At 45.6% G+C, this 26689-nt stretch carries 28 protein-coding genes and 1 pseudogene; 15 read left to right on the forward strand and 14 right to left on the reverse strand.

The window, feature by feature from the left end; translation table 11 throughout:
- Nucleotides 1-168: pseudogene (locus ACOTX2_RS22360) on the reverse strand (IS5/IS1182 family transposase); the annotation flags it as partial.
- Between the two features lie 38 nt (nt 169-206).
- Between ACOTX2_RS22360 and pcoS the strand changes: the two are divergent.
- Together pcoS and ACOTX2_RS22370 are read left to right on the forward strand one after the other, a co-directional pair.
- Entirely contained in the window at nt 207-1553 is a 1347-nt protein-coding gene (pcoS, locus tag ACOTX2_RS22365; RefSeq protein WP_004248839.1) for a copper resistance membrane spanning protein PcoS, read from the forward strand.
- Nucleotides 1554-1770: 217 nt separating this feature from the next.
- Entirely contained in the window at nt 1771-2205 is a 435-nt protein-coding gene (locus ACOTX2_RS22370; RefSeq protein ID WP_000723070.1) for a hypothetical protein, read from the forward strand.
- A gap of 257 nt (nt 2206-2462) precedes the next feature.
- On the opposite strand, the gene ACOTX2_RS22375 is transcribed toward ACOTX2_RS22370, so the two are convergent.
- Nucleotides 2463-3578 (reverse strand): nickel/cobalt efflux protein RcnA, encoded by a 1116-nt coding sequence (locus ACOTX2_RS22375; RefSeq protein ID WP_001572377.1) that lies wholly within the window; start codon nt 3576-3578, stop codon nt 2463-2465.
- 122 nt (nt 3579-3700) lie between these two features.
- Between ACOTX2_RS22375 and rcnR the strand changes: the two genes are divergently transcribed.
- The 3 genes from rcnR (at nt 3701) to ACOTX2_RS22390 (ending at nt 6459) form a co-directional block, all read left to right on the forward strand.
- Entirely contained in the window at nt 3701-3973 is a 273-nt protein-coding gene (rcnR, locus tag ACOTX2_RS22380; protein WP_000019951.1) for a Ni(II)/Co(II)-binding transcriptional repressor RcnR, read from the forward strand.
- Between the two features lie 465 nt (nt 3974-4438).
- Nucleotides 4439-5257: a DUF4942 domain-containing protein gene (locus tag ACOTX2_RS22385; protein ID WP_044704764.1), complete on the forward strand. Its 819-nt coding sequence runs from the start codon at nt 4439-4441 to the stop codon at nt 5255-5257.
- Nucleotides 5254-6459 (forward strand): hypothetical protein, encoded by a 1206-nt coding sequence (locus tag ACOTX2_RS22390; RefSeq protein ID WP_001572381.1) that lies wholly within the window; start codon nt 5254-5256, stop codon nt 6457-6459. Before ACOTX2_RS22385 ends, ACOTX2_RS22390 begins: the two co-directional genes overlap by 4 nt.
- A 279-nt stretch (nt 6460-6738) precedes the next feature.
- Here ACOTX2_RS22390 and ACOTX2_RS22395 read toward each other — a convergent pair whose 3' ends face one another.
- From ACOTX2_RS22395 to ACOTX2_RS22405, 3 genes are read right to left on the reverse strand one after another with little or no spacing between them, the layout of a single operon-like run.
- Nucleotides 6739-8058, reverse strand: coding sequence for a DUF1173 family protein (locus ACOTX2_RS22395; protein WP_000078514.1), 1320 nt, complete (start codon nt 8056-8058; stop codon nt 6739-6741).
- Nucleotides 8059-8080: 22 nt separating this feature from the next.
- Nucleotides 8081-8248, reverse strand: a complete 168-nt coding sequence (locus tag ACOTX2_RS22400) for a hypothetical protein (RefSeq protein ID WP_000220758.1) — start codon at nt 8246-8248, stop codon at nt 8081-8083.
- Between the two features lie 60 nt (nt 8249-8308).
- Complete coding sequence (locus tag ACOTX2_RS22405) at nt 8309-9736, reverse strand: DNA cytosine methyltransferase (RefSeq protein WP_000833382.1); 1428 nt, start codon at nt 9734-9736, stop codon at nt 8309-8311.
- Between the two features lie 214 nt (nt 9737-9950).
- Here ACOTX2_RS22405 and ACOTX2_RS22410 point away from each other — a divergent pair, with 214 nt between their 5' ends.
- The 8 genes from ACOTX2_RS22410 (at nt 9951) to ACOTX2_RS22445 (ending at nt 16474) form a co-directional block, all read left to right on the forward strand.
- Nucleotides 9951-10466, forward strand: coding sequence for a thermonuclease family protein (locus ACOTX2_RS22410; RefSeq protein ID WP_031942328.1), 516 nt, complete (start codon nt 9951-9953; stop codon nt 10464-10466).
- A gap of 2 nt (nt 10467-10468) precedes the next feature.
- Complete coding sequence (locus ACOTX2_RS22415) at nt 10469-11365, forward strand: hypothetical protein (protein ID WP_000975181.1); 897 nt, start codon at nt 10469-10471, stop codon at nt 11363-11365.
- A gap of 47 nt (nt 11366-11412) precedes the next feature.
- Complete coding sequence (locus ACOTX2_RS22420) at nt 11413-11727, forward strand: hypothetical protein (RefSeq protein WP_001005009.1); 315 nt, start codon at nt 11413-11415, stop codon at nt 11725-11727.
- 73 nt (nt 11728-11800) lie between these two features.
- Nucleotides 11801-12058 carry a hypothetical protein gene (locus tag ACOTX2_RS22425; protein WP_000637193.1) on the forward strand — a complete coding sequence of 86 codons (258 nt, stop codon included), beginning with the start codon at nt 11801-11803 and terminating at the stop codon, nt 12056-12058.
- A 986-nt stretch (nt 12059-13044) separates the two neighbouring features.
- Entirely contained in the window at nt 13045-13242 is a 198-nt protein-coding gene (locus tag ACOTX2_RS22430; protein WP_001371914.1) for a hypothetical protein, read from the forward strand.
- A gap of 140 nt (nt 13243-13382) precedes the next feature.
- Nucleotides 13383-13658 carry a hypothetical protein gene (locus ACOTX2_RS22435; protein WP_000864986.1) on the forward strand — a complete coding sequence of 92 codons (276 nt, stop codon included), beginning with the start codon at nt 13383-13385 and terminating at the stop codon, nt 13656-13658.
- A gap of 491 nt (nt 13659-14149) precedes the next feature.
- Nucleotides 14150-15628 (forward strand): SulP family inorganic anion transporter, encoded by a 1479-nt coding sequence (locus tag ACOTX2_RS22440; RefSeq protein WP_000927306.1) that lies wholly within the window; start codon nt 14150-14152, stop codon nt 15626-15628.
- Nucleotides 15629-15646: 18 nt separating this feature from the next.
- Nucleotides 15647-16474, forward strand: coding sequence for a universal stress protein (locus ACOTX2_RS22445; RefSeq protein ID WP_001066652.1), 828 nt, complete (start codon nt 15647-15649; stop codon nt 16472-16474).
- A 59-nt stretch (nt 16475-16533) separates the two neighbouring features.
- On the opposite strand, the gene arsC is transcribed toward ACOTX2_RS22445, so the two are convergent.
- From arsC to ACOTX2_RS22460, 3 genes are read right to left on the reverse strand one after another with little or no spacing between them, the layout of a single operon-like run.
- Nucleotides 16534-16959, reverse strand: a complete 426-nt coding sequence (gene arsC, locus ACOTX2_RS22450; RefSeq protein ID WP_000065802.1) for a glutaredoxin-dependent arsenate reductase — start codon at nt 16957-16959, stop codon at nt 16534-16536.
- A 12-nt stretch (nt 16960-16971) separates the two neighbouring features.
- Nucleotides 16972-18261: an arsenic transporter gene (locus ACOTX2_RS22455; RefSeq protein WP_000922628.1), complete on the reverse strand. Its 1290-nt coding sequence runs from the start codon at nt 18259-18261 to the stop codon at nt 16972-16974.
- Between the two features lie 45 nt (nt 18262-18306).
- Nucleotides 18307-18627 (reverse strand): transcriptional regulator, encoded by a 321-nt coding sequence (locus ACOTX2_RS22460; RefSeq protein ID WP_000941305.1) that lies wholly within the window; start codon nt 18625-18627, stop codon nt 18307-18309.
- A gap of 86 nt (nt 18628-18713) precedes the next feature.
- Here ACOTX2_RS22460 and arsH point away from each other — a divergent pair, with 86 nt between their 5' ends.
- Entirely contained in the window at nt 18714-19418 is a 705-nt protein-coding gene (gene arsH / locus ACOTX2_RS22465) for an arsenical resistance protein ArsH (RefSeq protein ID WP_000130816.1), read from the forward strand.
- Between the two features lie 32 nt (nt 19419-19450).
- Here the strand turns inward: arsH and ACOTX2_RS22470 are convergent, their stop codons facing one another.
- The 6 genes from ACOTX2_RS22470 to ACOTX2_RS22495 all read right to left on the reverse strand — a co-directional run bounded on the left by ACOTX2_RS22470 (nt 19451) and on the right by ACOTX2_RS22495 (nt 26149).
- Complete coding sequence (locus ACOTX2_RS22470) at nt 19451-20854, reverse strand: ISNCY family transposase (protein WP_044704760.1); 1404 nt, start codon at nt 20852-20854, stop codon at nt 19451-19453.
- A gap of 294 nt (nt 20855-21148) precedes the next feature.
- Nucleotides 21149-21955 (reverse strand): hypothetical protein, encoded by an 807-nt coding sequence (locus tag ACOTX2_RS22475; protein WP_016239971.1) that lies wholly within the window; start codon nt 21953-21955, stop codon nt 21149-21151.
- A 17-nt stretch (nt 21956-21972) separates the two neighbouring features.
- Nucleotides 21973-22413 carry a hypothetical protein gene (locus ACOTX2_RS22480; RefSeq protein ID WP_016239970.1) on the reverse strand — a complete coding sequence of 147 codons (441 nt, stop codon included), beginning with the start codon at nt 22411-22413 and terminating at the stop codon, nt 21973-21975.
- A 152-nt stretch (nt 22414-22565) separates the two neighbouring features.
- Nucleotides 22566-23927 (reverse strand): FRG domain-containing protein, encoded by a 1362-nt coding sequence (locus tag ACOTX2_RS22485; RefSeq protein WP_000482601.1) that lies wholly within the window; start codon nt 23925-23927, stop codon nt 22566-22568.
- Between the two features lie 13 nt (nt 23928-23940).
- Complete coding sequence (locus tag ACOTX2_RS22490) at nt 23941-24744, reverse strand: hypothetical protein (protein ID WP_000589340.1); 804 nt, start codon at nt 24742-24744, stop codon at nt 23941-23943.
- A gap of 58 nt (nt 24745-24802) precedes the next feature.
- Nucleotides 24803-26149, reverse strand: coding sequence for an ISNCY-like element ISLad2 family transposase (locus ACOTX2_RS22495; protein WP_076611902.1), 1347 nt, complete (start codon nt 26147-26149; stop codon nt 24803-24805).
- A 221-nt stretch (nt 26150-26370) separates the two neighbouring features.
- On the opposite strand from ACOTX2_RS22495, the gene ACOTX2_RS22500 reads away from it, so the two are divergent.
- On the forward strand, nt 26371-26688 hold the full coding sequence (locus ACOTX2_RS22500) for a hypothetical protein (protein WP_000785965.1): 318 nt from the start codon (nt 26371-26373) through the stop codon (nt 26686-26688).
- Nucleotide 26689: the final 1 nt, after the last annotated feature.

Here is a 26689-nt window from a genome sequence, read left to right on the forward strand (position 1 = left end):
CGCTGCCGACTCATACCAGGCCTGAATAGCTTCATCATCCAGCCAGAAAGTTATGGAGCCACGGTTGATGAGGGCTTTATTGTAGGTGGGCCAGTTGGTGATTTTGAACTTTTGCTTTGCCACGGAACGGTCTGCGTTGTCGGGAAGATGCGTGATCTGATCCTTCAACTCAGCAAAAGTTCGATTTATTCAACAAAGCCGCGGTGATGCTTACGGTATGGTGGTTATCAAGTTTTATCCTGATTAGCACCCTTAATGGCTATTTCGATAATCAGGACCGCGATTTTCTGACAGGTAAACTTCAGCTCACCGAAGAGTTTCTTAAAACAGAGACGTTCCGGAACAAAACGGATATTAAGTCATTATCAGAAAAAATAAACGATGCGATGGTAGGGCACAATGGTTTATTCATTTCTATAAAAAACATGGAAAATGAAAAAATTGTTGAACTCTATGCCAAAAATTCTGTTGTTCCAGCGGTCCTGCTTAATAAGTCGGGTGATATTCTCGACTATATGATCCAGACGGAAGAAAATAACACCGTGTACCGCAGTATCTCGCGGCGGGTTGCCGTGACGCCGGAACAGGGTAAAAGCAAACATGTCATCATTACGGTTGCCACGGATACTGGGTATCACACCCTGTTTATGGATAAGCTCAGTACCTGGCTGTTCTGGTTCAATATCGGTCTGGTCTTTATTTCTGTTTTTCTGGGCTGGCTGACCACACGTATTGGTCTGAAACCGCTACGGGAAATGACCAGTCTGGCTTCCTCCATGACCGTACACAGCCTGGATCAGCGTCTTAATCCCGATTTGGCTCCGCCGGAAATTTCTGAGACCATGCAGGAGTTCAATAACATGTTCGATCGCCTGGAGGGGTCATTCCGGAAACTGTCAGATTTCTCGTCTGACATCGCGCATGAGCTGCGCACAGCGGTCAGTAATCTGATGATGCAGACGCAGTTTGCACTGGCTAAGGAAAGGGATGTTTCGCATTACCGCGAAATCTTATTCGCTTACCTGGAAGAACTGAAAAGGTTGTCACGAATGACCAGTGATATGCTTTTTCTGGCACGTTCAGAGCATGGTCTGCTGCAGCTGGATAAACATGATGTGGATCTGGCCGCCGAACTGAATGAATTACGTGAGCTGTTCGAGCCTCTGGCAGACGAAACAGGAAAGACAATCACCGTTGAAGGAGAGGGCGTTGTTGCCGGAGACAGCGATATGCTGCGACGTGCTTTCAGTAACCTGCTTTCCAATGCAATCAAGTATTCTCCCGATAACACCTGTACAGCGATACACCTTGAGCGTGACAGTGACTGTGTGAACGTGATGATTACGAATACGATGTCCGGCCAGGTTCCCGCTAATCTGGAACGTTTGTTTGATCGGTTCTATCGAGCTGATTCATCAAGGGTCCACAACACGGAAGGCGCGGGGCTGGGATTATCAATTACAAGGTCGATCATTCATGCTCATGGCGGCGAGCTGTCAGCAGAACAGCAGGGGCGGGAAATTGTGTTCAGTGTGCGCCTGTTAATGGATTAATCCCGTTCTTCAGGAGAAACCTGGAAGGTGACAAAATTGTCATCATTCAGTCACGCGATAAACAGAGGCGGTTTTTTATAATCATACATAAATCAGGAGCAGAGTGATAACGCAATCGCCTGGTTCCTGGAGTGATGAATAACCCGCCCTGAGATCAAATGCTTTCTCTGTTATAAGCCGTTGATTGTTTGGGTATGAAAACACCGGAGACCCAACCATGAAAAAGATCCTTGTATCATTTGTTGCCATTATGGCTGTCGCTTCATCCGCCATGGCTGCAGAGACAATGAACATGCATGACCAGGTAAATAATGCCCAGGCACCCGCCCATCAGATGCAGTCAACCTCTGAAAAAAGCGCTGTTCAGGGAGACAGTATGACAATGATGGATATGAGCGGACACGATCAGGCTGCAATGTCCCATGAAATGATGCAAAACGGCAACGCTTCTGCCCACCAGGACATGGCGGAGATGCATAAAAAAATGATGAAAGGCAAACCAGGGGCCACCAACGAATCAGCAACGTCATTTTCAGAAATGAACGAGCATGAAAAAGCCGCTGTTGTGCACGAGAAGGCGAATAATGGTCAGTCTTCCGTTATTCATCAGCAGCAGGCTGAAAAGCATCGCAGCCAGATCACCCAGAATTAACCCGCAGCTCCACTTGTTAGACCCTCATTTGACGCCGAAGTCACTGGCTTACGCTCCCGTCCGGGAGCGTTTTTTTTATTCTTTCATTTATCATTGAGTCTTATGGGAATGGATTTAATCAGTTACTTAATCCCTGCCTCAGCAACAAGTCCCGGAAAGAGCAGCTTTATATTCCGGGTTTTTCTGCTCATAACCTCAACGGTGGCGCTTAGGATGTACTTTGTAAGTACCCAGAGTGTGTGTCATCAGTACCGGTGTTAATGCACCAGCCCATTCCAGCCATGTATACCCATGTAAATCCCAACAGCAGCAATCAGGGCGCTTGAAATATAGGGGGCTCTTCTGGCGATGGTATTGAAGCCACTCCAGCGTTTGGCGACCTGACGAACGCTGATCGCCGCACCCACTCCAACCGTTACGAGGGTCAATGCCAGGCCGATACTGAAACAAACAACCAGTGTGGCACCCAGCGTAAGCGCTTTAAGCTGAAGGCAGATCAACAATACAGTTATAGCTGCCGGGCAAGGGATAAGCCCTCCTGTCAGTCCAAATATCAGGATTTGCCCGTTGGTTACTTCTTTCCCGTCGAAGCGGCGTTTTATGTCATTGGCATGAGCCAGTTCGTGAGCGTCCTGATACTCTTTCGAATTCACATCCAGCCCATCAAGCTCAGAGTGGTCATGGTCATGGTCGTGTTCAGCGAACGCCACATCATAGTCATGGACATGACCACGATGTCCCAGAGACAGACGTACGTTGAAACTGTGAGGCTCAGGGATGGGAGATGTTGACTCCAGATAATCACCATGATCAACAAATTCAAAAGTCTGAGAGATCGTACTGTTTTCCCGAAGTGTGGTTAATGAGATATCTTCAGAAGCCCATCTTTGGCCACTAAGAGTGCGTAGCCGCCAGTGGGGAAGTTGTCCTTCTTCAAAAATGGACAGTTCAACTTTTCCATGGCCAGTATCGATCAACCTTGTTTCGTCATGGTGATGATGTTCATTCTCCTGCATTCCCTCCAGCCAGTTTTTCTCACCGCTCCAGGTTCGCCAGAACATCCAAAAAGCCGTACCAAGGATGATCACTGAAGAGACCATCTGTAGCCAGGGTTCGGCTGATTCTGCGGTAAATTTATTACTGATATACATCCCTCCAAAAGCAATCAGCCATACGACTGCAGTGTGCGACAATGTTGCCGCGACACCCAGCATCACGGCCTGACGTACGGTGCCTTTTATAGCAATGATGAATGCTGCCATCATTGTTTTGGAGTGCCCGGGCTCCAGTCCATGAAGCGCGCCAAGCAGAATGGCGCTGGGGATGAAAAACCATGCGTTGCCTTGCTGAAGAAGTGTCGTAAATTCGTTCATGAGAATCATTCTTGGTTATTAAGTGTAGGCCGGATTCTACTCCCCCCCAGTAAAATATACTACCCCCCAGTAGAATAACGCTGGTATAGTTACATAAAATATCCAGGAGAGTGAGAGCCCACATGTCACATACCATCCGCGATAAACAAAAACTGAAAGCACGTACAAGCAAGATCCAGGGGCAGGTTGCTGCGCTGAAAAAAATGCTTGATGAACCTCACGAATGTGCCGCTGTACTGCAACAAATAGCCGCCATACGTGGTGCCGTGAATGGTTTATTGCGTGAAGTGATTAAAGGACATTTGACTGAACATATTGTTCATGAAAGTGAAGAACAGAAACGAGAAGAAGACCTGGACGTTGTGCTGAAGGTTCTGGATTCTTACATCAAGTGACAGTTTGGCTAAAAGCCCTGAGCATTAATTTATCTAAATAACACGTTATCAAGTGACGGTTTTGGGCTGTTTGTAGCGGCATAGTGAGTTTGTTTAATCAATGAGCTTTAAGATGCCCCCCTTCATGCAAGGCAACGCGTACATTTCTGGTACATCTACTTCCCTTACTTTGCTCAGGGCAACCCACATTGTTAAAGCCTCTACTCGCTGACCATCAAAATCACCCAACGTCAGATAATGGAAAAAAATTTTGGATGACATTTTGAAACGTGTCCTCTGCTGTGAACGTCGAGAGATGCTACGCGAGAAAGGAGATGACCTACTTAGTATCCTGTTAAGTAGGTCTATCTGAAGAAGTAGACAACTTTAAAGTCTTTTTCATGTTAAAGGAGACAACTTTAATGTCTGTGTACACCTACCTTTGCTCAAATCAAAATGTTCTGACATACCAAAATGGAGTGTAAAATGACTCAAAACCAGGGTTCTGAGCCAGTACCGGCGAGCCGGACAGGGCAGCTCATCAGCGCCCGGGATATGGCCATGCAGAAATTCGAAGAAGGGATGCGGTTAATCTCGGAAGCGTCGGAACTGTGCGGTCTCTCTCTCTTCACCAGCAGAATTATGCAGCCCAACGCATTTGGTCTTCCGTCGTCACTGGATCGCACCATCGAGGAGGGGCGTAAGGAAATTGACCGTAAAACGTGGAAAAGGCTCTTTGAAGAAACAGGTATGGACCGGTACTGGAACCATAAGCAAAAAGAAGCCTTTAACGAATCCCTTCGTACGGATCCGCCCGTCGCTTCCCTGGAGATTGTTAAGGGAACATTACAGCATGCACTGGCTAACAGACGAGACACCCTTGCAGAAGGTTTCGTTGATGTTCTCAACAAGCTTGACCGAAGTTTCAAAAGCAATGCCAGGCAATATACAATGCCAAAAAAGCTTGTTCTTCGGGGGATTTTTCCTGGTGTGAACGTGCTGAGGTACAACGGTTTCTCGCAGGACAATCACTTTTGTTTACGCGACTTTGAGAATATTGTATGCATCTGTTCTGATACTCCAACACCTGCAACCGGCGGTGGGCTGAGTATGGTCGACAGGCTGACGGCCATGAGAAATACAGAATTCACAGGCGAGTTCAGTGATGAGAATGGCTGGCGGTGTCGCCTGTTTGAGAATGGAAACGTTCATATTTGCATCGACAGTATCTCGCTTCTGAATGCTCTGAACGATCTTATCAGCATATATTTTGCAAACCAGCTTCCGGCCGCAGGAAAAAAATGATGATTGAAAATGATAAAGAAAAAAGCCTGAACGATGCTACCCCGCCAGAGGTGCAGAATGACATCCGCAGCGAATCCACTGAAAAATCAAAGGAAATGGGTCGTTCAAGGTACTCATCTATCGCGATGATCGATTACTTCAATGCAATCGAACGTCTGTGCAAAGAGAAAGAAATTAACCCGGAAAATATCGATCTGAGCTTCAAAGTTCACTGGCTCAGAAACGCTGTTGGCGGCTCGTTTGCAAGGTCACAGGAGATGTTCGCGGAGTACCAGAAGTATGTTAAAGAGGTTCCTGAAGAGGCCCGTTACCTGGATATACCCGATGAGGTAAAGGTTGCACTCGGCGATATTATCTCGTACATCACCTGGCACTACCGTAGAAGCTATACCGCAATACAGAATGATAGTGTTAAAAAAGCTGAAGCACGTAGCATGCAGCTGGAGGAGGAGGTAACGCAGCTGTTACAGCGGCTTGAGCAAAGCGCTACCGATATGGATGAGCTGAAACTTGAGAATCAGGCACTACAGGGTCGATTAGAGATCCGGGACAGTACCGTCAAGGAGTTAGAAACAAGGCTGAATGTTGCCGAAGCAGAACTCGAAACCTGCCATCACCAGTTAGATAGCACACGGCATGAATTGAGCCTCGCACAGCAGTCAAATGACTCACTCTCCCAGCAACTGGCTGAACGTAAAACAGAGATCGCTGGTCACCTTGAATATCAAAAAAAGCTGAACGAAGAGATCAACACGCAGCGTTCTGATAACGCCGGTCTTTCCAGACAATGCGACCAGTTAAGTCAGACTGTGTCAGATACAAAGGCAGAGAGGGACAGGTTTGAACAGGAATTGATTGCTGCACAGAACCTTTGTACTGAGCTGAAAAGTGCACTGTCCGGGAAAGAGGGTGACCTGGTGGCGGTGAATGCCGAGCTTACTGAACTCCATAAACTAAACGAGTCGCTGAGCGCCGACCTGAATAAAGTAACTTTGGTCAGCCAGGGCTATGAAGCGGAAGTGGCTGAACAAAGCAATGAACTCAAAACGCTCCAGGCCAAAGTAATGAAGCTGGAAGCTACCCTGGAGGCGGAGAAAACAATCTCAGAATCCCTGAAAGGCACCATTGATACATTAACTGGTGCAATGGCAGGGGGAGGTACTGGAAAGTCAAAACAGCCGCGTAGCAGAAAAACATCATGATAAATGAAGCCAGGTTGATACACTTCTCTGCATCCCCTGGCACATAAGAACTTCTGCGGACATTCAGCCCGTCCGCAGGAGTTTTCGTCCTTCAGTCAACAAATGCACTACCTTTTTTGAGTCTCCACTTTCCAGAGCAGAAAACACGTTACCGATTCTACCAACAGCTTGTATCTGAGTGATAACCCCAGTCTTGTAATCATCTAGGATCCCTGACAGGAAAGCGTTCAGTTTTGTCTGTTCGCTTAGCGAAAGCATGTAGGACATTTTTTCTCCATTTTAAGCAGGTGTGTCAGTTGAAAGAGGTTTGCGTGATTCTGGAAAATGAGGCAGCACCATAGTTTCAGATGCTGTGGTCGCATCCCAGTGCCACCATCCATAAGGCCCATATTCACGGTTGTAATAATCTTTTTTGAGTTGCTTTCGGGCCAGATAAGCAGGAGTGGCCATACCAAATACTTCCATCGGGAACGGCTTATCGCTTTTTGTGTCGAGCAGGTAGAAGTCAGGGAACACCTCACTAATACTCGCATCATAACGCATGGGCTTAACGTACTGCCGGTGCTCTGCATCCAGCTTTTCTGCAACAACCGCCTCATAGGAGGAGTCCAGAGGTATCCAGTTCTCGCTAACGTGCATCAGCACAATTTGATGAGCTCTTACAGAAGGGCCTCTGCCGGTTACCGCAGCTGGTGACGTCAACGCAAAGACAACTATTTTCGCCCCGGATTTCCATGCTGCGTACTCCGATGAAAATCGTTTCTTTACGCTATCCCAATGGACTTCTGAATTGAAAAAAATCAGCGGTAGCCCCCCAAAATTCCGCAGGGGTAAAAATTTAAGTGGCTTCTCATGCTTTTCAGCATCGTAGCGAGGTAAAACTGACAGGAGCATGAGACGTTTATCACTCATCGCCTGTGATGAAAGACGCTGAATTTGCGACTGAGCGACAGGTTGTTTCGGGTCAGGTACACCAATGAATAAATGGTCACCTATGCAGGCTCTGCCGGTACGAATTTGTTTAGCGGTTTCAAGCAGACGATACCGTACCAGTGAATCGTTACGTTTCCCTGCCATTTTCGGGTACCAGACATTCAGACCAGACTCTGTCCACAAAAGACTAAGCAAGCCCAGGAGGGTCATTGAGGCCTGACCTCCTTCTGGTCGCTGAACATGGGGCAGGGGAGGCACTTCTGATTTTTCAGGAGGATCTTTCTCTGTCATACCGATACCGAGCCTTACAGCCATATCACCTTCGGTTGTAATCCGGACCACACCACTCGCATATCCTTTCAGGCCGGTATGCCGGGCATCAAGGGAGAAGAATACACAGGAAGGATCATGCTCAATGCCCGTGTTAGCGGCTTTGACGAGAATAAAGGCATCACCGTTCGGTAAAGCACGAACATAAAGTCGCTTTTCTCCTTTTCCACGACATCCGCAGGTGATGACTGATTTTTGACCTGAGGTGTGGTGTGCCTTTTTAAGAGCCGACTGCCACCCTTTAGCAAACTCATCCTGCGTTTGAAAGTCAGGTGAATACCTTTTGACGTTTGGATCGTCGTCGTAAGCAATCATCACTGCGAATTTTTGGCTCATAGTAGTCTCCTAAACAGGAAGTTTAATATCCCAACCAGAGCAACACTTCCTGAGCGTCATACTGTTCCTTTACGCCCATGTCGCTAAAGAATTCTTCGAAATCTGTTTCGGGAACGCAATGCCTGGACAGTTCTTGTAATGCTCGTTCTTTAGATACCGTCTCACCTTCAGCTGATTCGAAATACGTCATGGTTGACCTCTGACATTATTACAACAATCTTAAGCATTTAAATTGATGAAGGAGCTCAGGTCAGCTGACTTCGTCGTAAAACTGCCGCAAGCGCTGGGAGGCTGCAAATTCAATTCGTGACTTCAGCAGTTTGGCGACGGCCGCAAAGACATCAACGACCACGGAGTTCCCAAACTGTCTGTAAGCCTGTGTATTGGACACAGGGATACGGAAAACACTTTCCCCGGGTTTATCGAAGCCCATTAGCCTGCTGCATTCACGTGGCGTTAGCATGCGTGGCCGACGGTCCATGTTGTATGTGTTATGGAAATCAGTTTCTCCCAGTTCATGAGACCAGCCCCGATCAATAAGAATTTCAGATCCGTCTTTCATATAGCGGCTTGAGAGGGTTCTGGTGACACTATTAACATTGGAAGGATCTACTAGTCCAAAACCAAAACCATTGCCTTTTGCCGCATGTTTCTTTGCATAGTTGTATAAGTACTCCCAGAGTTTAGGGGAGAGGATGTATTTACTATCTACGCTCGGATCCAGTAAATCTGAGAGAGAAGGGCGCTTGTCCGGATAAAAGTCTTTAATGTCTCTCAGAGTAAAACCGTCTTTCAGACGTAGGTCGCGGCGAAAACCAATAAGGACGATACGTTCACGGTGCTGGGGTCGGAAATGACGGCCATCGATGACTTTAGGATCATCCGCGCCCGTGCTTTCGCTGTTTGCGACGTCGTAGCCAAGCTCATCGAGCGTTTTCATGATGATGTTAAAGGTATTACCCTTATCGTGACTCTTCAGATTTTTTACGTTTTCCAGAACAAAAATTGCAGGTTGTTTTGCCCGGATGATCCTGGCCACATCAAAGAAGAGCGTACCCTGAGTGTCGCACTCGAAACCGTGTTTGCGACCCATAGAGTTCTTTTTACTGACACCGGCGATGCTGAATGGCTGGCATGGAAATCCCGCAAGAAGAACATCATGATCCGGGATAGAGGCATCGATAAATTTGTATGCCTCGTCATCAGTAACCTCGGGCCGGTTGCTAAGAGTGATGTCACGGATGTCTGAATTGAAGCGGTGCTCGTTCTCATCGCAATACCAGTTCGCCCGGTAAGTACGGCTGGAATAAGTATTCCATTCGCTCGTGAAAAGACATTTACCACCGATGGCATCAAATCCGCTTCGCAGTCCACCTATCCCTGCAAACAGATCGATAAAGCTAAAGTGCCTGTCCTCATAATCAGCAGGTCGTGAAGGTATTAAAGTCTGTAGATAGCGTCCATCTGCGATACTCAGCTCACAATGCTCAGGTATGCATGTAACCTGACGTTTAAGGGATGCACGGGACCAATTACTGCCATTTTCATCATTTAATACCTGAGCCAGATATTTCAGGTCATAAATGGTCGAAGCTGTTAACAAAGTTTTGTGGATCAGAGATGGTGTTTTATCCACATCATTCAGGTCTGTCTCAAGATCATGAGTGTAACGTTTCATCCAAACTCTCTCAGGAATAATATCTTTGAGATAGATTAACACGCTTAATTTGGATTATTTTTTGGTTCAGGTTCTAAATTTATTGTGATTATTCTGCCTTTAAGTTGCAAAAAGATTGGTTTTAAGCCCGCCCATGAAATAATGACTTGTTAAAATACTGCCTGTAAATAGGCTTGTGGATACATGTCTGTACTCAACAAATCAAGGTGAAATGATGTTTTTTTTAACAAAGTTACTTTTGCCCATCATGATTGTTGTATTCCCAGTGGCGTCCTGGGGGAACTCAACAACTTTTGAGGCAAAGGTGGTTAAGATTGTTGACGGTGACACCATAACTGCGTTGGATGCTCAAAACACAACCATCAAAATACGGATGTATGGTATAGACGCTCCTGAATCTAAACAGGCTTTTGGCCAAAAAGCAAAACAGGCCTTAACCACAGCTATAGCAACTAAAATCGTTACCGTGATAGACCATGGTACGGATATCTATGGCCGTATGTTAGGTACCATCTGGTTAGATGGATATGATATCAATGCCTCTATGGTGGACAGTGGATATGCGTGGGTTTATCGGTTCGAAGATAACGCCATTGTCCCTGGCTATATCAAATATGAATCCGCAGCACAAAAGGAGGCAAAAGGGTTATGGGCAGACACCAACCCTGTCCCACCATGGCAGTGGAGACAGGCAAACGAAAAGCCCAGAAAGGTGAAAGGGAAGAAATAACCATGATGAAAGAGCCTCATCCGTTACTTCAGTTGGTACTAAACGATTCCGGTCGTCTAACCATGCCTGTTTATTATAGAGATCAACAGTATTGCCCGACTTGCCTTACAAAGGTGTTGAAGAGTGAGGATGGAAGTTTGGCGCACCTCGGGGAAATAAATCAAAATACATGTAGACCTTCTATTTCAGTAGTTGTGACAAAAGCAATTATTGAAATGTTATGTGACGGGGAAAAAATATTTGTAAATCCAATACGATACCGAGGCCGGGTGCTGGCACCCTCAGTAATTTTTTCTCCCGACACTCACACTTTCAAACCGTTTATAAATACAGACTATCAGCCTGTGGGAGCAAACTGGAAAAGTGAAAAGGGATATAAACTCGGTCTGTTTTATCTCAAAGATCGAGCCAACTCTATCAATAAAGAGGAATTTGATTTCATTGCCGTTATAGACCCTAAGGCAATGCAGAAAGAATTTATTTCGGCCTGGTCTGAGGTTGATGAAAAAAATCCATTGGAAACGCTGAAGCAGATCTTACGATCTAAAAACAACTCTTCTTTATGGGTAAAATGGCCTGGCAAAATTGAGCATGCGCAAAAAGGAAATTGCAACGAAAATTACTGGTTCGATTATCAATCTGATAATCAGGAAGTGAACTGTACGGTCTCTGTTGTAGGTATCGAAGGTAACAGTTCCGGTGAGACAATTTATAGATTGCAAACTTTGCTAAAGCGTAAGCTCAATGAATATCAACTGGTTCGGTCTTTAGGGACTATTATGCTTCTTGATAATACCGGGAATATGATTCCATCAAACCATCCTTATTTTGAAGTCATCTCAAAAGCATGTATAAATGGAGTGCGTGACTTTGTTCGTCAAAACCCGTGGGTAGTCTGACGGTCAACTATAAAGCATAATATAATTAGTAATAACAAGGAACAGACATGAATGAAAACTCAGTAATCTTAATAAGTTTATTTTGGTTTTTTTTTGGATCGAGTGTTGTAGCTGGTTTTATGGATGCATCATTATATTGCTGGATTTTTGCAGCCATAAGCGCATTGTTTCTTCTTTCGGTGATACAAACACCAAAGGAGTTAACGGTATCTATTCTTCTTGCGGTACTTATGGCAAGCTCCGCAGGTGTTTTCATTCTGGCTTATAAAGTCAAAACGAATGTCGTTTCACCAATCTATCTCTTAAAAAAGCCTACTGCATACATGGCTGAAATAGATAACCGAAGGATTCATGGTTACTAAATATTTTGCAATTGCATCATTTGACGGTCCGGGTTTATTTACCCACAGCATCGACTAATTCAAGAGGTTACATATGATAGTTTCAGAAGCAATTTTTTATTCTTCTATTATTTCCTGGGTTCTTTATTGGTGGTTTATTGGAAATATTACTAAAAAGGTAGGGATGCTTGTTGTTCCACTCACGCTTACCTTCGGATGTTACATTTATGCAATTCATTTGGATGATTCCGAACAGCAAACCAATTTACGTTGGGAGCAGATCGGTTTTATTACCTTTATAATTGTGATAATGTGGGCAGGAAAGTTTGTGATGAAAAGACTATCTGAATGATGATCTAATCCACACTTTTCGATATCTTAGAAAAGTAACTTTGTGAGCAAACAGTCATATGACATGCAAAACGCTGATCTCAAAGACAGATGATGGATACACATTTAGCATTTCACCTTACGAAGACGGGTACCGCTTATCAGTCTCGCCTGAAAATCGTCACAATGGTACCCAAAGCTTTGACGGCTGGTTCCCACGTTTTTTTTCCGAACCACAGTATGCCAAATCATCTTTAACTAAGTTTCTCGGTGAGTCCTTAGTATGGGAAGAAGATTCAAGTAATGCTCTATGAGATTACTTATTATAAATTTTTCTATTAATCTCCATGGAGTGATATATGAATTTGGCCTATTTTTTATTTTTGTCTATAACTGTTATGCTTACGAGCTTTATTATTAAATCACTTGTCGTATTGGTAAAGTTCAAATTACTTCGTGATGAACGTCTCGAATATACCAGCAATAAAAATATTGATGAGATGTACGATTTAATGAATGCGAAGGAAGAAATCCTCATAAGGCATCATAAGCAGATGTTGGCATTGCATCTTTCACTATTAATATTCGTTCTATTTATTGCTTACATTTACTAAAAATAATTTTATTCAACATTTCAACAAAGGGTTTTCAATGGAAAGCTTCGAAACTGAACAAATGATTCAATATGCTTTCTACATAAATATCGTAATAACGACTGGTTTGGCATGGTTTTGCTTGCGGTCAGGATTGCATTACAATTTTTTCAGAAAAGCAGAGAGTGCCAGAACAAAAGGGCTGAGTAGTACCTCTACTGAACACGGTCCAGCAATTGTGAGAATAAAGAAGCTACAAGCATTAGTAGATTTTATTAGTAACTGTGCTTTTCTAATCCTTTCAATTGGCACAGCTTATATTTTGTATTTTTGGATCCACAGTTAACTCATACAAGGTAACTTCGGCAAATAACAACTTCTAATGCAGGACTTTAATAACTATAACGGATGCTACATGAAAAACGACAGTTTAATTACGCGGTATAAAATACTTAAAGGCGAACGCGATGAGTCTATCTTCACCATAATAATCGCGCTAGTAGTAAAGCTGGGGCTGGTAGCCCTGGCATTCTATCTGTTGCTTGGTTCCACGATTGATTGGTCAAGCTGGAAAACCTATGCCGCCATGTTGATCTTTGGAGCATTTCTCTAAAAGGATGACCACGGCAATACCAGGTCAGACAACAAGGTCGTTAGCATGATCGTTGGAAGCAACGGAAGCACCTTGAAAAAGGTCGGCAGCACTATAAAATCCATCAGCAATGCACACAAATAAACTACTGGTATCTTAAAATGAAAGTGAAAGAGTTGATCGCCATGCTGAACGAAAGAGACCCTGAGGCAATTGTTCTGATTTCCGGCTATGAAACGATCGGCGGCACGGAAGTCGCAGAAGCTGATTTGCTCATTGATATGCAGTCAATATGCTTAGAACAGGCTGATAATCTCACAGGAAACCGTAAAGTTGTTTCTTCCGGTGGTGAAGATTCAGTTTGGTTAGGCTGGAAAGATGATTACCGTACAAAGGTGTTTTTAGAAGATGCCCAAATTCCTGATCAAGATGAATGACGGTCAGCGTTGGCTTCAAAGGCAATCTATCAGTACGTGAAACGTAAATGTTAAAAAATAACCACATATGAATCAATAACTTATGTCAAAGCTAAGTAGAGATGTCCGGGGTGGGGCAAAGTTCAAATGTCCTTTGATAATATTGAATTCCTGGATAAAAATCGCATCTTAACCTCTTCGTTTGAGTACCTTGTTGGGTTGACCCCGTATTCGCTTTATTTGTAGTATTGGGCTGCTTTGAAGTGTTTCATGTTCAAACGCGACGTGTTCTGTAAGTTCTTCCTGACAACAGAGCCGACAATATATACACATCCGCTATGGAGAATCTGACAACCGCTATGCGTATTACGCCACCCTGAGTTTTTCCTTCCTCTGTCGTACTGAGCAAGCCTCAGCACGCACTCAATAACATCCCGTCTGCGGATGTGCTTTACCGTACGTAAAAATGTAGCCCTCCAGGGCTGACTGTATCTAAAAACTGAGAAATTACTATGTTGCTGTCCTCGACGCGTAAGGACTGGCTGGGTAACGTCCGTGGTGACGTTCTGGCCGGTATTGTTGTCGCGCTCGCACTCATTCCAGAAGCGATCGCCTTTTCCATTATCGCCGGTGTTGATCCCCAGGTGGGCCTCTACTCGGCGTTCTGTATTCCTCTCGTTATGGCCTTCTTTGGCGGACGTCCGGCGATGATTTCGTCCTCCACCGGTGCAATGGCTCTCCTGATGGTGACGCTGGTGAAAGATCATGGCTTACAGTATTTACTGGCTGCCTCCATACTGACCGGGGTATTCCAGCTGATAGCCGGATATCTGAAGCTTGGCGGGCTGATGCGTTTTGTTTCACGCTCAGTGGTCACGGGGTTTGTTAATGCACTGGCAATACTGATTTTTATGGCCCAGTTGCCTGAGCTGACCAATGTGACATGGCATGTTTATGCCATGACTGCGGCAGGGCTGGGGATCATCTATCTCTTCCCTTATATCAACAAAACCATTCCTTCACCGCTTGTGTGCATCGTGGTGCTGACTGGGATTGCCATGTGGCTGCATCTGGATGTGCGAACCGTCGGGGATATGGGGAAACTTCCCGACAGTCTGCCGGTCTTCCTGCTCCCGGACGTGCCTTTAAATCTTCAGACGCTGCTCATCATCCTGCCATATTCTGCGGGGCTTGCGGTGGTTGGCCTGCTTGAGTCGATGATGACCGCCACTATCGTGGATGACATGACCGACACGCCAAGCGACAAAAACAGGGAGTGCAAAGCTCAGGGCATCGCGAACATCTGCACATCCTTTATCGGAGGAATGGCAGGCTGCGCGATGATTGGGCAATCTGTTATCAACGTAAAATCCGGTGGACGCGGACGACTTTCAACCCTCACGGCGGGCGTGGTGCTGCTTTGCCTGATTGTGTTCCTGCGCAACTGGGTCTCCCAAATTCCGATGGCAGCGCTGGTCGCGGTGATGATTATGGTTTCCATCGGGACATTCTCCTGGCGCTCCATTGCCAACCTGCGGACACACCCCCTTTCAACCAGCGTGGTCATGCTTGCCACCGTCGCGGTTGTGGTGGCAACACATAATCTGGCCTTCGGTGTGCTGACCGGTGTACTGATTGCTTCGCTCAATTTTGCCACTAAAGTATCCCGGTTCATGCGTGTAACCTCAGTTCTGGAGGGGACGAGCCGGACGTATACCGTCACCGGCCAGGTATTCTTTGCATCAGCAGACCGCTTTACGAGCCACTTTGATTTCCGTGAAGCGATTGAGAATGTGGTGATAGACGTTTCACATGCCCATTTCTGGGACATCACGTCCGTCAGCGCCCTGGATAAGGTGGTCATTAAGTTCCGTAGAGAGGGCGCCGGGGTTGAAATACGTGGGATGAATGAAGCCACCCGCACCATCGTTGACCGGTTTGGTGTTCACGATAAACCTGAAGAAGTCGAAAAACTGATGGGCGGTCATTAACAGACTGGAGGGAAAACTATGAATAATACTGTTACAGCCTGTGTGGACGGTTCACTTTCAACGCGGTCAGTGTGTGAATATGCGGCGTGGGCAGCCCGCACTTTGCAATCACAGCTAGCACTGTTGCACGTTATCGAAAAAGACAGCACCCCGGTAGTGTCAGACCTGACCGGCACTCTCGGCATAGACAGTCAGCAATTGCTGACCGATGAGCTGGTAGAAATTGAAGGGCAACGTAATCGCCTGCTGATGGCCCAGGGGAAAGCAATACTGGAAAGTTGTGCTGAACTGCTTCAAAAACAGGGAAGCCCGGATGTGCTTTTGATGCAAAAACACGGTACACCGGATGAAGTTCTGGCAGAGCTGAGCGACCTTCGTCTCATGGTGCTGGGGCGTCGGGGTAGCCAGCATCCGGTAGGCTCTCATCTGGAAAGCGTTATTCGTCTGCAAAAGAAACCCCTACTGGTTGTTCCGGAGAACTACTCAGTGCCTTCCAGAGTCATGCTGGCTTATGATGGCAGTGAAGAAAGCAGGAGTAACCTGGAACGTCTGACGATGAGTCCCTTACTCAGGGGGCTGGAGTGCCACCTTGTCATGGTAAACGGTAAGAAGGAAGAGCTGCTGACCGCACAGCAAATTTTACGTGACGCGGATATAGAAAACAGCACAACACATCTTACCGGGCAATCAGTCGGGGACGCGCTTATTCGTTACGCCGAGGAAAATGCTGTCGATCTGATAGTGATGGGGGCCTACGGTCATTCCAGGTTGCGGCAGTTCTTTATCGGTAGTCATACCTCCGAAATGCTGCAAAAGACGCAACAACCGCTTCTTATCCTCCGTTAGCACTGATTATCTTAAATAAAAAAGGGCGAGTTCTCTCGCCCTTCGTCACAAGAACACGTTTAGTTCAGCCGGTTACCTTTTTCATCAACTACCTTCTCACCGTCCTCTTTCGTGAACGCGCTTTTCTGCGCATCGGGAAGAATATCCAGCACGACTTCAGAAGGGCGGCATAGCCGGGTACCCAGCGGCGTTACCACGATAGGGCGATTGATCAGAACAGGGTGCTGCAACATAAAATCGATTAACTGCTCGTCAGTAAAGCGGTCTTCCGCCAGCCCTAACGCTTCAAAAGGTTCGACATTCTTACGCAGCAGCGCTCGTACCGTGATCCCCATATCCGCAATGAGTTTTACCAGCTCAGCTCGTGATGGTGGGGTTTCAAGATAATGAATAACGGTCGGCTCTGTACCGCTGTTGCGGATCATTTCAAGGGTATTGCGTGACGTGCCGCAGGCCGGGTTGTGATAAATGGTAATGTTGCTCATATCAGTATCTCATTACAAAGTGAAAGACAGACGAAGCGCCAGTGCTGCAAGCGTGACAAACAGCACGGGGATTGTCATGACAATGCCCACCCGGAAGTAATATCCCCAGGTAATTTTGATATTTTTCTGCGACAGAACGTGCAGCCACAGTAACGTTGCCAGACTGCCGATAGGGGTAATTTTTGGCCCCAGGTCGCTGCCGATGACGTTGGCGTAAATCATCGCTTCTTTGATAACACCGGTCGCTGTGCTGCCATCAATCGACAGCGCCCCGACCAGCACGGTCGGCATATTGTTCATCACTGATGACAGGAAGGCCGTCAGGAAGCCCGTACCCAGCGTTGCCGCCCACAATCCCTGCTCTGCCAGCTGATTCAGCAAGGAAGAGAGATAGTGGGTCAGACCGGCATTTCGTAAGCCGTAGACCACCAGGTACATCCCCAGCGAGAAGATAACGATTTGCCAGGGCGCACCACGCAGCACCTTACCGGTGTTAATGGCATGCCCTTTTTTCGCAACAGCAAACAGAAGCAATGCACCAGCGGCTGCGACCAAACTGACCGGTACGCCCAGCGGCTCCAGTCCGAAGAATCCCACCAGAAGCAACACCAGAACCAGCCAGCCGGTTTTAAAGGTATTCACATCACGTATAGCGTCTTTCGGTTCTTTCAACAGAGAAACGTCGTAAACGGCGGGAATGTCCTTACGGAAAAACAGATGCAGCATCACCAGCGTAGCCGCAATCGCGGCCAGGTTAACCGGGACCATCACGGCGGCATATTCTGAGAAACCAAGCTTAAAGAAATCCGCCGAGACGATATTCACCAGGTTTGAGACAATCAGTGGCAGGCTTGCCGTGTCAGCGATAAACCCTGCGGCCATGATAAACGCTAAGGTTGCTCCCCGGCTGAATCCCAGCGCCAGCAGCATCGCGATAACGATAGGTGTCAGGATCAGTGCCGCACCGTCGTTGGCAAACAGTGCCGCAACCATCGCACCAAGCAGGACGATCCAGGTGAAGAGCAGCCGCCCCCGGCCATTCCCCCAACGGGCAACGTGCAGCGCGGCCCATTCAAAGAAGCCGGATTCGTCGAGCAGAAGACTGATGATGATCACGGCGATAAAGGTGGCGGTCGCATTCCACACTATCTGCCAGACCACCGGAATATCCCCCAGATGAACGACGCCAGTCAGCAATGCCAGAATTGCGCCCAGTGAGGCACTCCAGCCAATCCCCAGCCCTCTGGGTTGCCAGATAACCAGGACGAGCGTGAATAAAAAGATAGCACCAGCCAGTAACATCAGAAACTCCATTCACATTTGTTTATTCGGATATATATATCGCCATCAGCAGGAGACAGATGCCACGCTACTGAGCTTGTTGCGTATGTTTTCTCGTTCACAGTTCCAGGCTGTATCAATAATACCCGCAGCCCATGCTGGCATGTGTGGCGACAGTCGGTAATGCACCCATTTTCCTTCGCGACGGTCGATGACCAGCTCGGCTTCACGTAAAAGGGCCATATGGCGAGAAATTTTTGGCTGAGACTCTGCGGTTGCCGCACAGATGTCACAGACGCACATTTCACCGGACTCCCTGAGAAGCATCACGATAGTTGAACGGGTCTCGTCGGCGAGCAGTTTAAAAAGCTGAACAGGCTGTAGCATGCTTAACCTCGTAAAAAAATAACAATACATATGGTATTTCATATGTGATAACTTTTAAAGCATAGCTTATGAAATGGAGATTTTTTATGACCGACTTACCAGCAATCGAACCGGCTTATTTTGATGATGCGCTTGCCAGCAAACTTACGGGCAACAACGAAACCATGCCGCGAATTCTCATCCTGTACGGTTCAGTACGAGAGCGGTCCTACAGTCGTTTTGCAGCGGAAGAGGCCGGGCGGTTGCTGGCAAAGATGGGGGCTGAGGTGAAAATATTTAACCCATCCGGTCTGCCGTTACCCGATGATGCGCCCGAAAGTCACCCCAAAGTGCTTGAACTCCGCGAGCTGGTCAGGTGGTGTGACGGAATGGTCTGGAGTTCTCCGGAAAGACATGGCGCCATGAGCTCGGTGATGAAGGCCCAGATTGACTGGATACCCCTGAGTGAAGGTGCTGTTCGTCCTTCCCAGGGTAAAACGCTGGCCGTCATGCAGGTTTGTGGTGGTTCACAGTCGTTTAACACGGTCAATCAGATGCGGATACTTGGCCGCTGGATGCGGATGTTCACCATCCCCAATCAGTCGTCAGTGCCAAAGGCATGGCAGGAATTTGATGATGAAGGGCGCATGAAACCCTCACCCTGGTATGACAGGATTGTCGACGTTACCGAAGAGTTGTTCAAAATGACGTTACTCCTGAAAGGGCACACAGCCTACCTGTCCGACCGCTACAGCGAAAGGAAAGAGAGTCATCAGGAGCTCGCGGCACGGGTCAATCAGGCCAAAATCTGACAGCCAGGCATGCCCGGATGGATTACCGGGCTTTAAATCGGTTTCTTCCCAAATATCTCTTCAGAGCGTGACTGAAGTTTCACCAGGGCATTGAACATATCGTCCTGATCCAGGGAACGCTGGGATTTCTTCGTCGTGGGAGCTTTACGCCTGCGAGAAGGGCCGTCTCCGGATGGTACGGATTGCGACCGGTTATTATCCCGCTCGGCCTGGACCAGCTGCGCCATTTCCAGGGCCCGCCCCAGACGTTTGTTATCCACAATGGCCCCCTGATCGATTTCAGAAAGCTTGTCATAGGTGGAGTAGGGAAGTGATACGCCATTAAGCCGGAGCTCTTTATGTCCATCCGGGTAATGCCAGACATCGATGTATTTACCAATCGCCCGACGACTGAATTCGCTGTCTTCAATCAGATAAAGGACTTTGTCGTATTGCACTGTGAGTGATTTCGACACTTTACGAGCTTCATGCCAGTTAAATACCATATCAAGATCGTCATCGACATCCAGTTCCCGATGAACATCAAACGCCTGGCGAGGCGCTTTTGCGAAACGACGGTTGTAATCGTTCATGAACTCTTCGGCAAATGCGTTCGCAGCTTCCATGGAACTGATGCCCTGGAGCCTGAGCTCCTTGACCAGTCGGTCCTGAAGCGTCAGGTGCGCCCGTTCAACGCGGCCTTTGGCAGCACTGGTTTCTGCACAAATGGTCTGAATGTTCAGTTCATGCATCGCACGGCCAAACTGGGTATCGCCGTCGCCGCCGGTTGCATTTTTATTGTTGATCCTGAATACGCTGGCTTTGTCGCTGTACAGCGCAAGCGGTTTGCCATGTTTTTCAATATAGCCCCGGGTCGCTTCAAAATAGGTGAAAGTAGACTCAGATTTCACGAAAAGAAGCTGCATTAAACGACTGGTTGCGTCATCAACGTAAACCAGTGCCGTACACTTAGGTCCCCGATTTTCAAACCAGTGGTGGTCGCAGCCGTCGATTTGTATGAGTTCACCGGCACAGGCACGGCGGTAACGAGGTTGCTGAATTTTTGGCGCACGTTGCTTACGTGGGACCCACAGACTGGCCTGAGTCATCAGCTTACGGACGGTTTCTTTGGAAAGATGAACACCGTGCACCTCAGACAGTTTTTCACAGGCCAGCGTCGGACCGAAATCGTTATAGCGTTCGCGAATAATGTTCAGCGCGTATGCGGCCAGTCCCTGAGGCAACTGGTTGTTACTGGATTTACCACGACGGCGGCTGGTCATGCCAATCGGACCATCTTCACGATAACGCGCAAGCAGACGACGGCACTGACGGTCGGAGATACCAAGCCGCTGAGCTGCCATTTGTGTTGTCAGACGCCGGTCGATGACATCCTGAATGATTTTGAGTCGGTTAACTTCATCCAATGTGAAAAACTCCGCTGCGAGAGCCGTCATGGTAATCCTTACTTGATTATACACGCCGGACATCTTAACTTAGCCATTATCGGACATTACAACTTTGCTACTACAACTTATGTCAAAGCAAGTTTAAAATGTCACCTCTTTGTGCAAGATAGAAAGGGCACTTTCAGCCTATGTAATCATATTAATGTGACTGCTGCGTTATCCCACTCAACCAATTAATAAAGCAAAAGTTAAATATGAAAGACTGGAATAAAAATATAACGAAAACATCTTAATATGGAAATATCTGTGTCAACGGGATCTTTAGTTATTGAATATCTGGTTCTAAATAGGTTCTACATTCAACGGGAAGGGAAACCAAATATCTATATGTTTTTTATAAATACCATTACGTGGCAAACAACAATCTGCATATTTTTTTAAAGAATCTCCACATGGACAAATATTTTCTGGCGATAATACTCCATCATGTTCTTTCGCCTTAAATCTCCAGGTCGTAATATTGAAAATTTGATGTGGGGATTGTATGTATTTGACAACACTAATTAAAGTTGAATAGTTATAATGATCACCATCATTGGAGAAAAAAACACTACATTTGTTAACGGGATTACTAACTATGTCATAAGTAATTAATTCAAAATCGATCACTTCATCAAAGCAAAGAACTCCATTATAAAGTTTATTTTTAACATGACCACAATCATTAATAAAACTACGGGTTGTATTACATACTGAACATTTCACTTCTTTTATTATTTCACGAGAACTACCGAAGATTTTATATGGGAATAACGCCTGCCAATTACATACCATTCTCGCTAAGAAGTTAACACCATAGAAATTAACCTCAGGCAGAAACTCATTATTTTCTTTAATATGTATTAAATCTATTTCTATCCTTTCAAGTTCTACCCATGCTTCATAAAAATCACCTCTTGTAAGTAGATTAATGACTTGAATATATTTTAAATGGGCTAGTAAAATTGTTTTGTATAAAAACAATCTGTTTGATTCATTATTCAAGCTCAAGGATTGAGCTTTTTTTAACTCAGCATTAAGATAATCAAGAATAGCACTATCTTCTTGAGTAATACACATCCAACGCTTTAACTTTTCGTGAATATTCATAATATCTATATAGATTTTTATTTGATTTTGTTAATTACTTTTAAAACATCGTCTACTTTTCCAGAAACAGTGTATTTCACATGTTTTCCTGATTTATTTTTTTTAATTATAGAGACTTTAACGTCTATATCTCTAGTTCCAAAGTTATCAATTTTTTTCTGAATATAATTTGAAACAAGATTTACTAAAAAAGGTATCATTACTGATGTGGCAAAGAAAGTGCCTAACGCTAACGTTATACTGTTTAATTGCAGGTACGAAACACCATTAGAATCTCCGTACACTTTAACATTAGAATGTGATTGCTTGGTGAACTGGAAAAAATCCAGTGCATTACCTCCAGTAATTTTTGAACTATCAAAAACGATCGCAATCTCATCATCTTGAGGTTCATATGAAGAAATGATTTTTACCTCTTCATCTTCATCACTCATTTCACTCAAAGTAATGGGGTTCATTCTCAACTCCTTGTTTTATATTTTTACATTCAAATTTTACTATACGACTGGTTAATTGCTCCTGTCCAACACACACCAGAGTTCATATGCTTAGCATACAAGGGACCAATGCCAGTAGCGACAGGCTAGTGTGTCAAAAAACCACATGAAGATCAATCTCCTGCGGAAAATTTGGCCGCAATTAGTTTCATTGTCCTTTCCATGCCTTGATAAACTGTCGCATCTGTAATGTTTAACCTTGCGAGTTCCTTAAGTATTCTAGCTTTGTTTCTGATCACTATTTTTTCTACTTTAAACTCTTGCATAGCATCATCAGGGTTTGAAACTAAATCGGGATAAACAGCATTATTCCCAAATAATAAGAATGCACCTGACTGTGATGACATCCTTTCATTATTATTTCTTCCTTTAACGAAAATTAACCTTTCCAAATCTGATGGTATAATTACATCTTTAAAATAAGGTTTTTCATCTTTAATGTAATGTATGAGTTTTTGACAAGCTTCAGTTTTATTGAAAGCCTCCTTGTCCATTTTACAATCCAGCTGATCTTTCAGTGTTTGACTTAGCATTGATATATTTGATATGCAACTTACTGTATCAGAGTCAAAGAATTTTATACGATCCCTTTTTGTTTTGAAAATAATAACATGTCCATCAACCTCATTTGTATTTTCATTATTACTAATGTCGCAACAAGCGAAATACAGAGCGATTAGTGGATTTGATGTTATATCCAACAAACGAGTTGGTAGTCCGTAGTGTTGCATCCTTACTAACTTGTCTAGCATTGTTTTATCATCAACAAACTCAGTTGGCCTTGCTGTTAGGGCTTCACGGACTAAATTTGATTCACTGTGCAAATGCTTGAAGTTACCTTTTTTGTTTTTCCTGAAAACTGATGGAGCCAACTCGTAAGATACATCAGAATGTCCACGATAAAATATTTCTGCATCTTCTTCATGATCTTGTTCTAAAACACGCGCCATGAAACTTTGAACATTATCTATTATTGGGTAGTTATCAACTTCATCAGGAAGTGCTTCAGTAGGAGGAAGTGGTGTACTTCTTGTCGTTATATTTAGAAGTGCTAATGTTTGATTTAAATCACGTGCTTTTATTCCCCAGTGAGTCCGTTTCAGCCCATATGCACCTAATTCTAAAGCTGTTTGATATAACTCTTTGTTTATCACTACGACATCATCTTGTGAGTGAGTGATTCTGAAATCAAACTCAACATTTTTGTTAACTGTTCGTAGATTTGAAATTACACCAAGTCGCAAAGTAATGTATTCAACATTGTCTCGGGAATAAAGTTCTGACATAAAAAGCGTAGGTAATTTCTCAATATAAGATAATGCTTTATCATTCAAAGGCGTTAACTTCAACCGGATGTCATCAGAGGTGCCTTCTAACATACGTGATATAGGAAAATCACAACTCCCACTAACCCGTTCATACATGGGCCAATGTTCAAAATAGTCAGGTTCTCCGCCCATAATTAGATTAAACATTAAAACTAAATCCTTATATTTTACTTAATGAATTATTTACAATCCAATCAATTGCGCCAGAGGTGCGAATCCAAGGCTTTATATTATGATTCACATAATAAATGGCTTCATCCATTCCACCTAACGTGATATATCCACTGTTAGACTTGATCTGTAATCTGCACTTCGATAACAAGCCGGGGATGTGTCTATTAGAATCAATCGCAGCTTTAGCGATATCATCGGCATCCGGGGATGACTGTCGGTAGGCGAGTAGGGCGCGTGTATACTGAAAAAACGAACGCATATCCCCAGGATAATCGTCCAGTAGCAAGGCCAGATCATCCACCATTTCAAGCTCAAGGTAATAGTTCGCTAATAAATGACGAATCCCCTGGTTATCGTTCGGGTTGAGCTTCAGCATTTCGCGGCTATGAGCCATAGCCGGATAAAAATTACCAGACTCCCATAAGGCCTCAGCCAAAGCTGCTTTTGCTCTCATATATGGACGTGTTTCGACAAATCCCCAGAAACGTCCTGCGAACTCCTGAAAATCCTCGCCAAGTGCAATGCTGGCTGCGTACAAAGCAGTCTCCAGCTTCCCGATTTTTGACTCAGGAGGTTCTTGAGATATCTCGCAGTAGAATGAGTATGCGTCAGCACAGAGCGGGGATTTCTTGATAGCTTTTCTGATGAGTTTCAGCACAACTTCCAGGTCATCATTTTCCCAGGCATCGAACATGAACTCCTGAGCCGCAACCAGATCTAGATGTAATTGCTCAGAGCTGACAGCAGTTTTATACAAATCAACGCGCTTTGTAGTCGGGAATTTAATCATCTCAAGTATCCTTTTGGGGACTCACTGTTCCGGTACTTTGCAGCACTGATGGTCGATTCTATCGCTTTGAACTTGCCACAAACAAGCTCGGGTCTGCCAGAACGGGATTGATAGCCCGGAGCTGTTCCTGGATGCGCACCTGAGCCTTACGGCTGGGCGATTTTTTGCTTCGTTCCCGTTTGCCTTCGCTTTCCCGCTCATCCTGTTTTACCTGAGCCAGTCGGAGTACAGTCCCGAGACGTTTGTTATCAACAATCTGCCCCTGGTCGACACAGGCCAGCTTATCAAATGCCTGGCACTTAAGGCTCCGGTGCCCATAGAGGAAGGCGAGGGTGCCATCGGGATAATCCAGTACTTTAATTTTTTCACCGGCAAGACGGCTATTTTCTTCTGTGGTGTCCATGAGATAAAGGATCTTATCGTACTGGAAGGTCAGTGATTTCGACACGGTACGAACATCATGCCAGGCAAAGATGTCTCTTAATTCATCGGGGCTTTCCTGCACCGGACGATGCAAATCTTTGGGGAACTTAGCCGGTCGTGAAAACCGGCTGTTAAAGTCAGCGATGAAAGTGGCAAGCCAGGCATTTGCGGCCTCAATGCCGGTTATACCTTCCAGACGCATTTCTTTGATCAGCCGATCCTGAAGTGTCTGATTCGCACGTTCCACGCGGCCTTTAGCTTCAGAGCTGTTGGCACAAATAAGCTCGATTGCCAGGTCATAAAGCACACGTCCGAACTGGGTAACGGTGGTATTGCGTTTCTCCGGACCACTGACGCGAAATATTGCGTGTTTGTCACTGTACAGCGATACCGGCTTCCCATGCTGCTCGATGTATTCCCGGGTTGCCAGCATGTAGTCAAAGGCTGTTTCTGACTCGCTGAACCGCAAATGCATCAGACGCCCGGTGGCATCATCGATAAAGACCAGCAGGCAGCATTTTGGCGCACGGCCTTCAAACCAGTCATGGTGGGAGCCGTCGATCTGGATAAGTTCACCCAGACAATCACGCCGATGTCGGGGTTGATAAACCCGTGACTTACGGCGAGCATGCGGGACCCAGAGTCCGTCAGACGTCATCCAGTTGCGGACGGTCTCGATTGAAAGCCGGATATTATGGCGCTCTCTGAGTTTTTCTGCGGCCAGTGTGGGCCCAAAGTCACTGTAGTTTTCACGTATCAGCGTGAGTACTCGTAGTTTGAGAGATTCGGTCAACCGGCGGTTGCTGGGCTGGCCGCGTTTGCGGCTGACAAGTCCTTCAGCACCAGAAACTCGGTAACGATTGATAAGTCGTTGCGCCTGACGTTCTGAAATGCCAAGCTGTGATGCTGCATCACGACGGCGTAGACGCTTTTCACAAACTGCCTGTATCACCGGTAGGCGGTGGATCTCTTTATCTGACATGGTCACCAACATGCGTTGAGCCCCTTAGAATTGCATTCAGTTTAGCTTACTCTAAGGTGACGTTTCTATCTGGATAAAAAGTGACATTACTAAATGGTTCTAACAACTTAAGTGCGCATAATCAGGATTATGTAAGATCAGCGTTAAGTAGTCGATTTATTTGAAAGTGACGTCGTCTTTAAGTTAAAATCACCTATAATCAATACCTACTGGAGCAGCTCATGGCTGACACCTACCTCCCCCCGGGCTTTAAAAAATGCAAATCATGTCAGCAAGTTAAACCCTTTGAACAGTTTGGAAAAGAGCTCAAGGGCAAGTTTGGCCTCAAGAGTAAATGCCGAGCGTGTATTAGCGAGAAAAACAAAACGTACGCAGCAGGCCCAGGGGCCGAAGTAAAGACGCAAAATAATAGGACCTACCAGGCAGAAAACAAGACTGAGCTCGCGGAGAAAATGCGCGTTAAGCGTGCGAAAGAAAAATTTGGTGATCGCTATAATTCCTACCTCGCTTCTTTAGAGTCCATGAAAAAACTCAAATAAT

Origin of the sequence: Enterobacter cloacae complex sp. IR5412, from assembly GCF_049237385.1 — a bacterium.
Taxonomy (GTDB): Bacteria; Pseudomonadota; Gammaproteobacteria; order Enterobacterales; family Enterobacteriaceae; genus Enterobacter; species Enterobacter intestinihominis.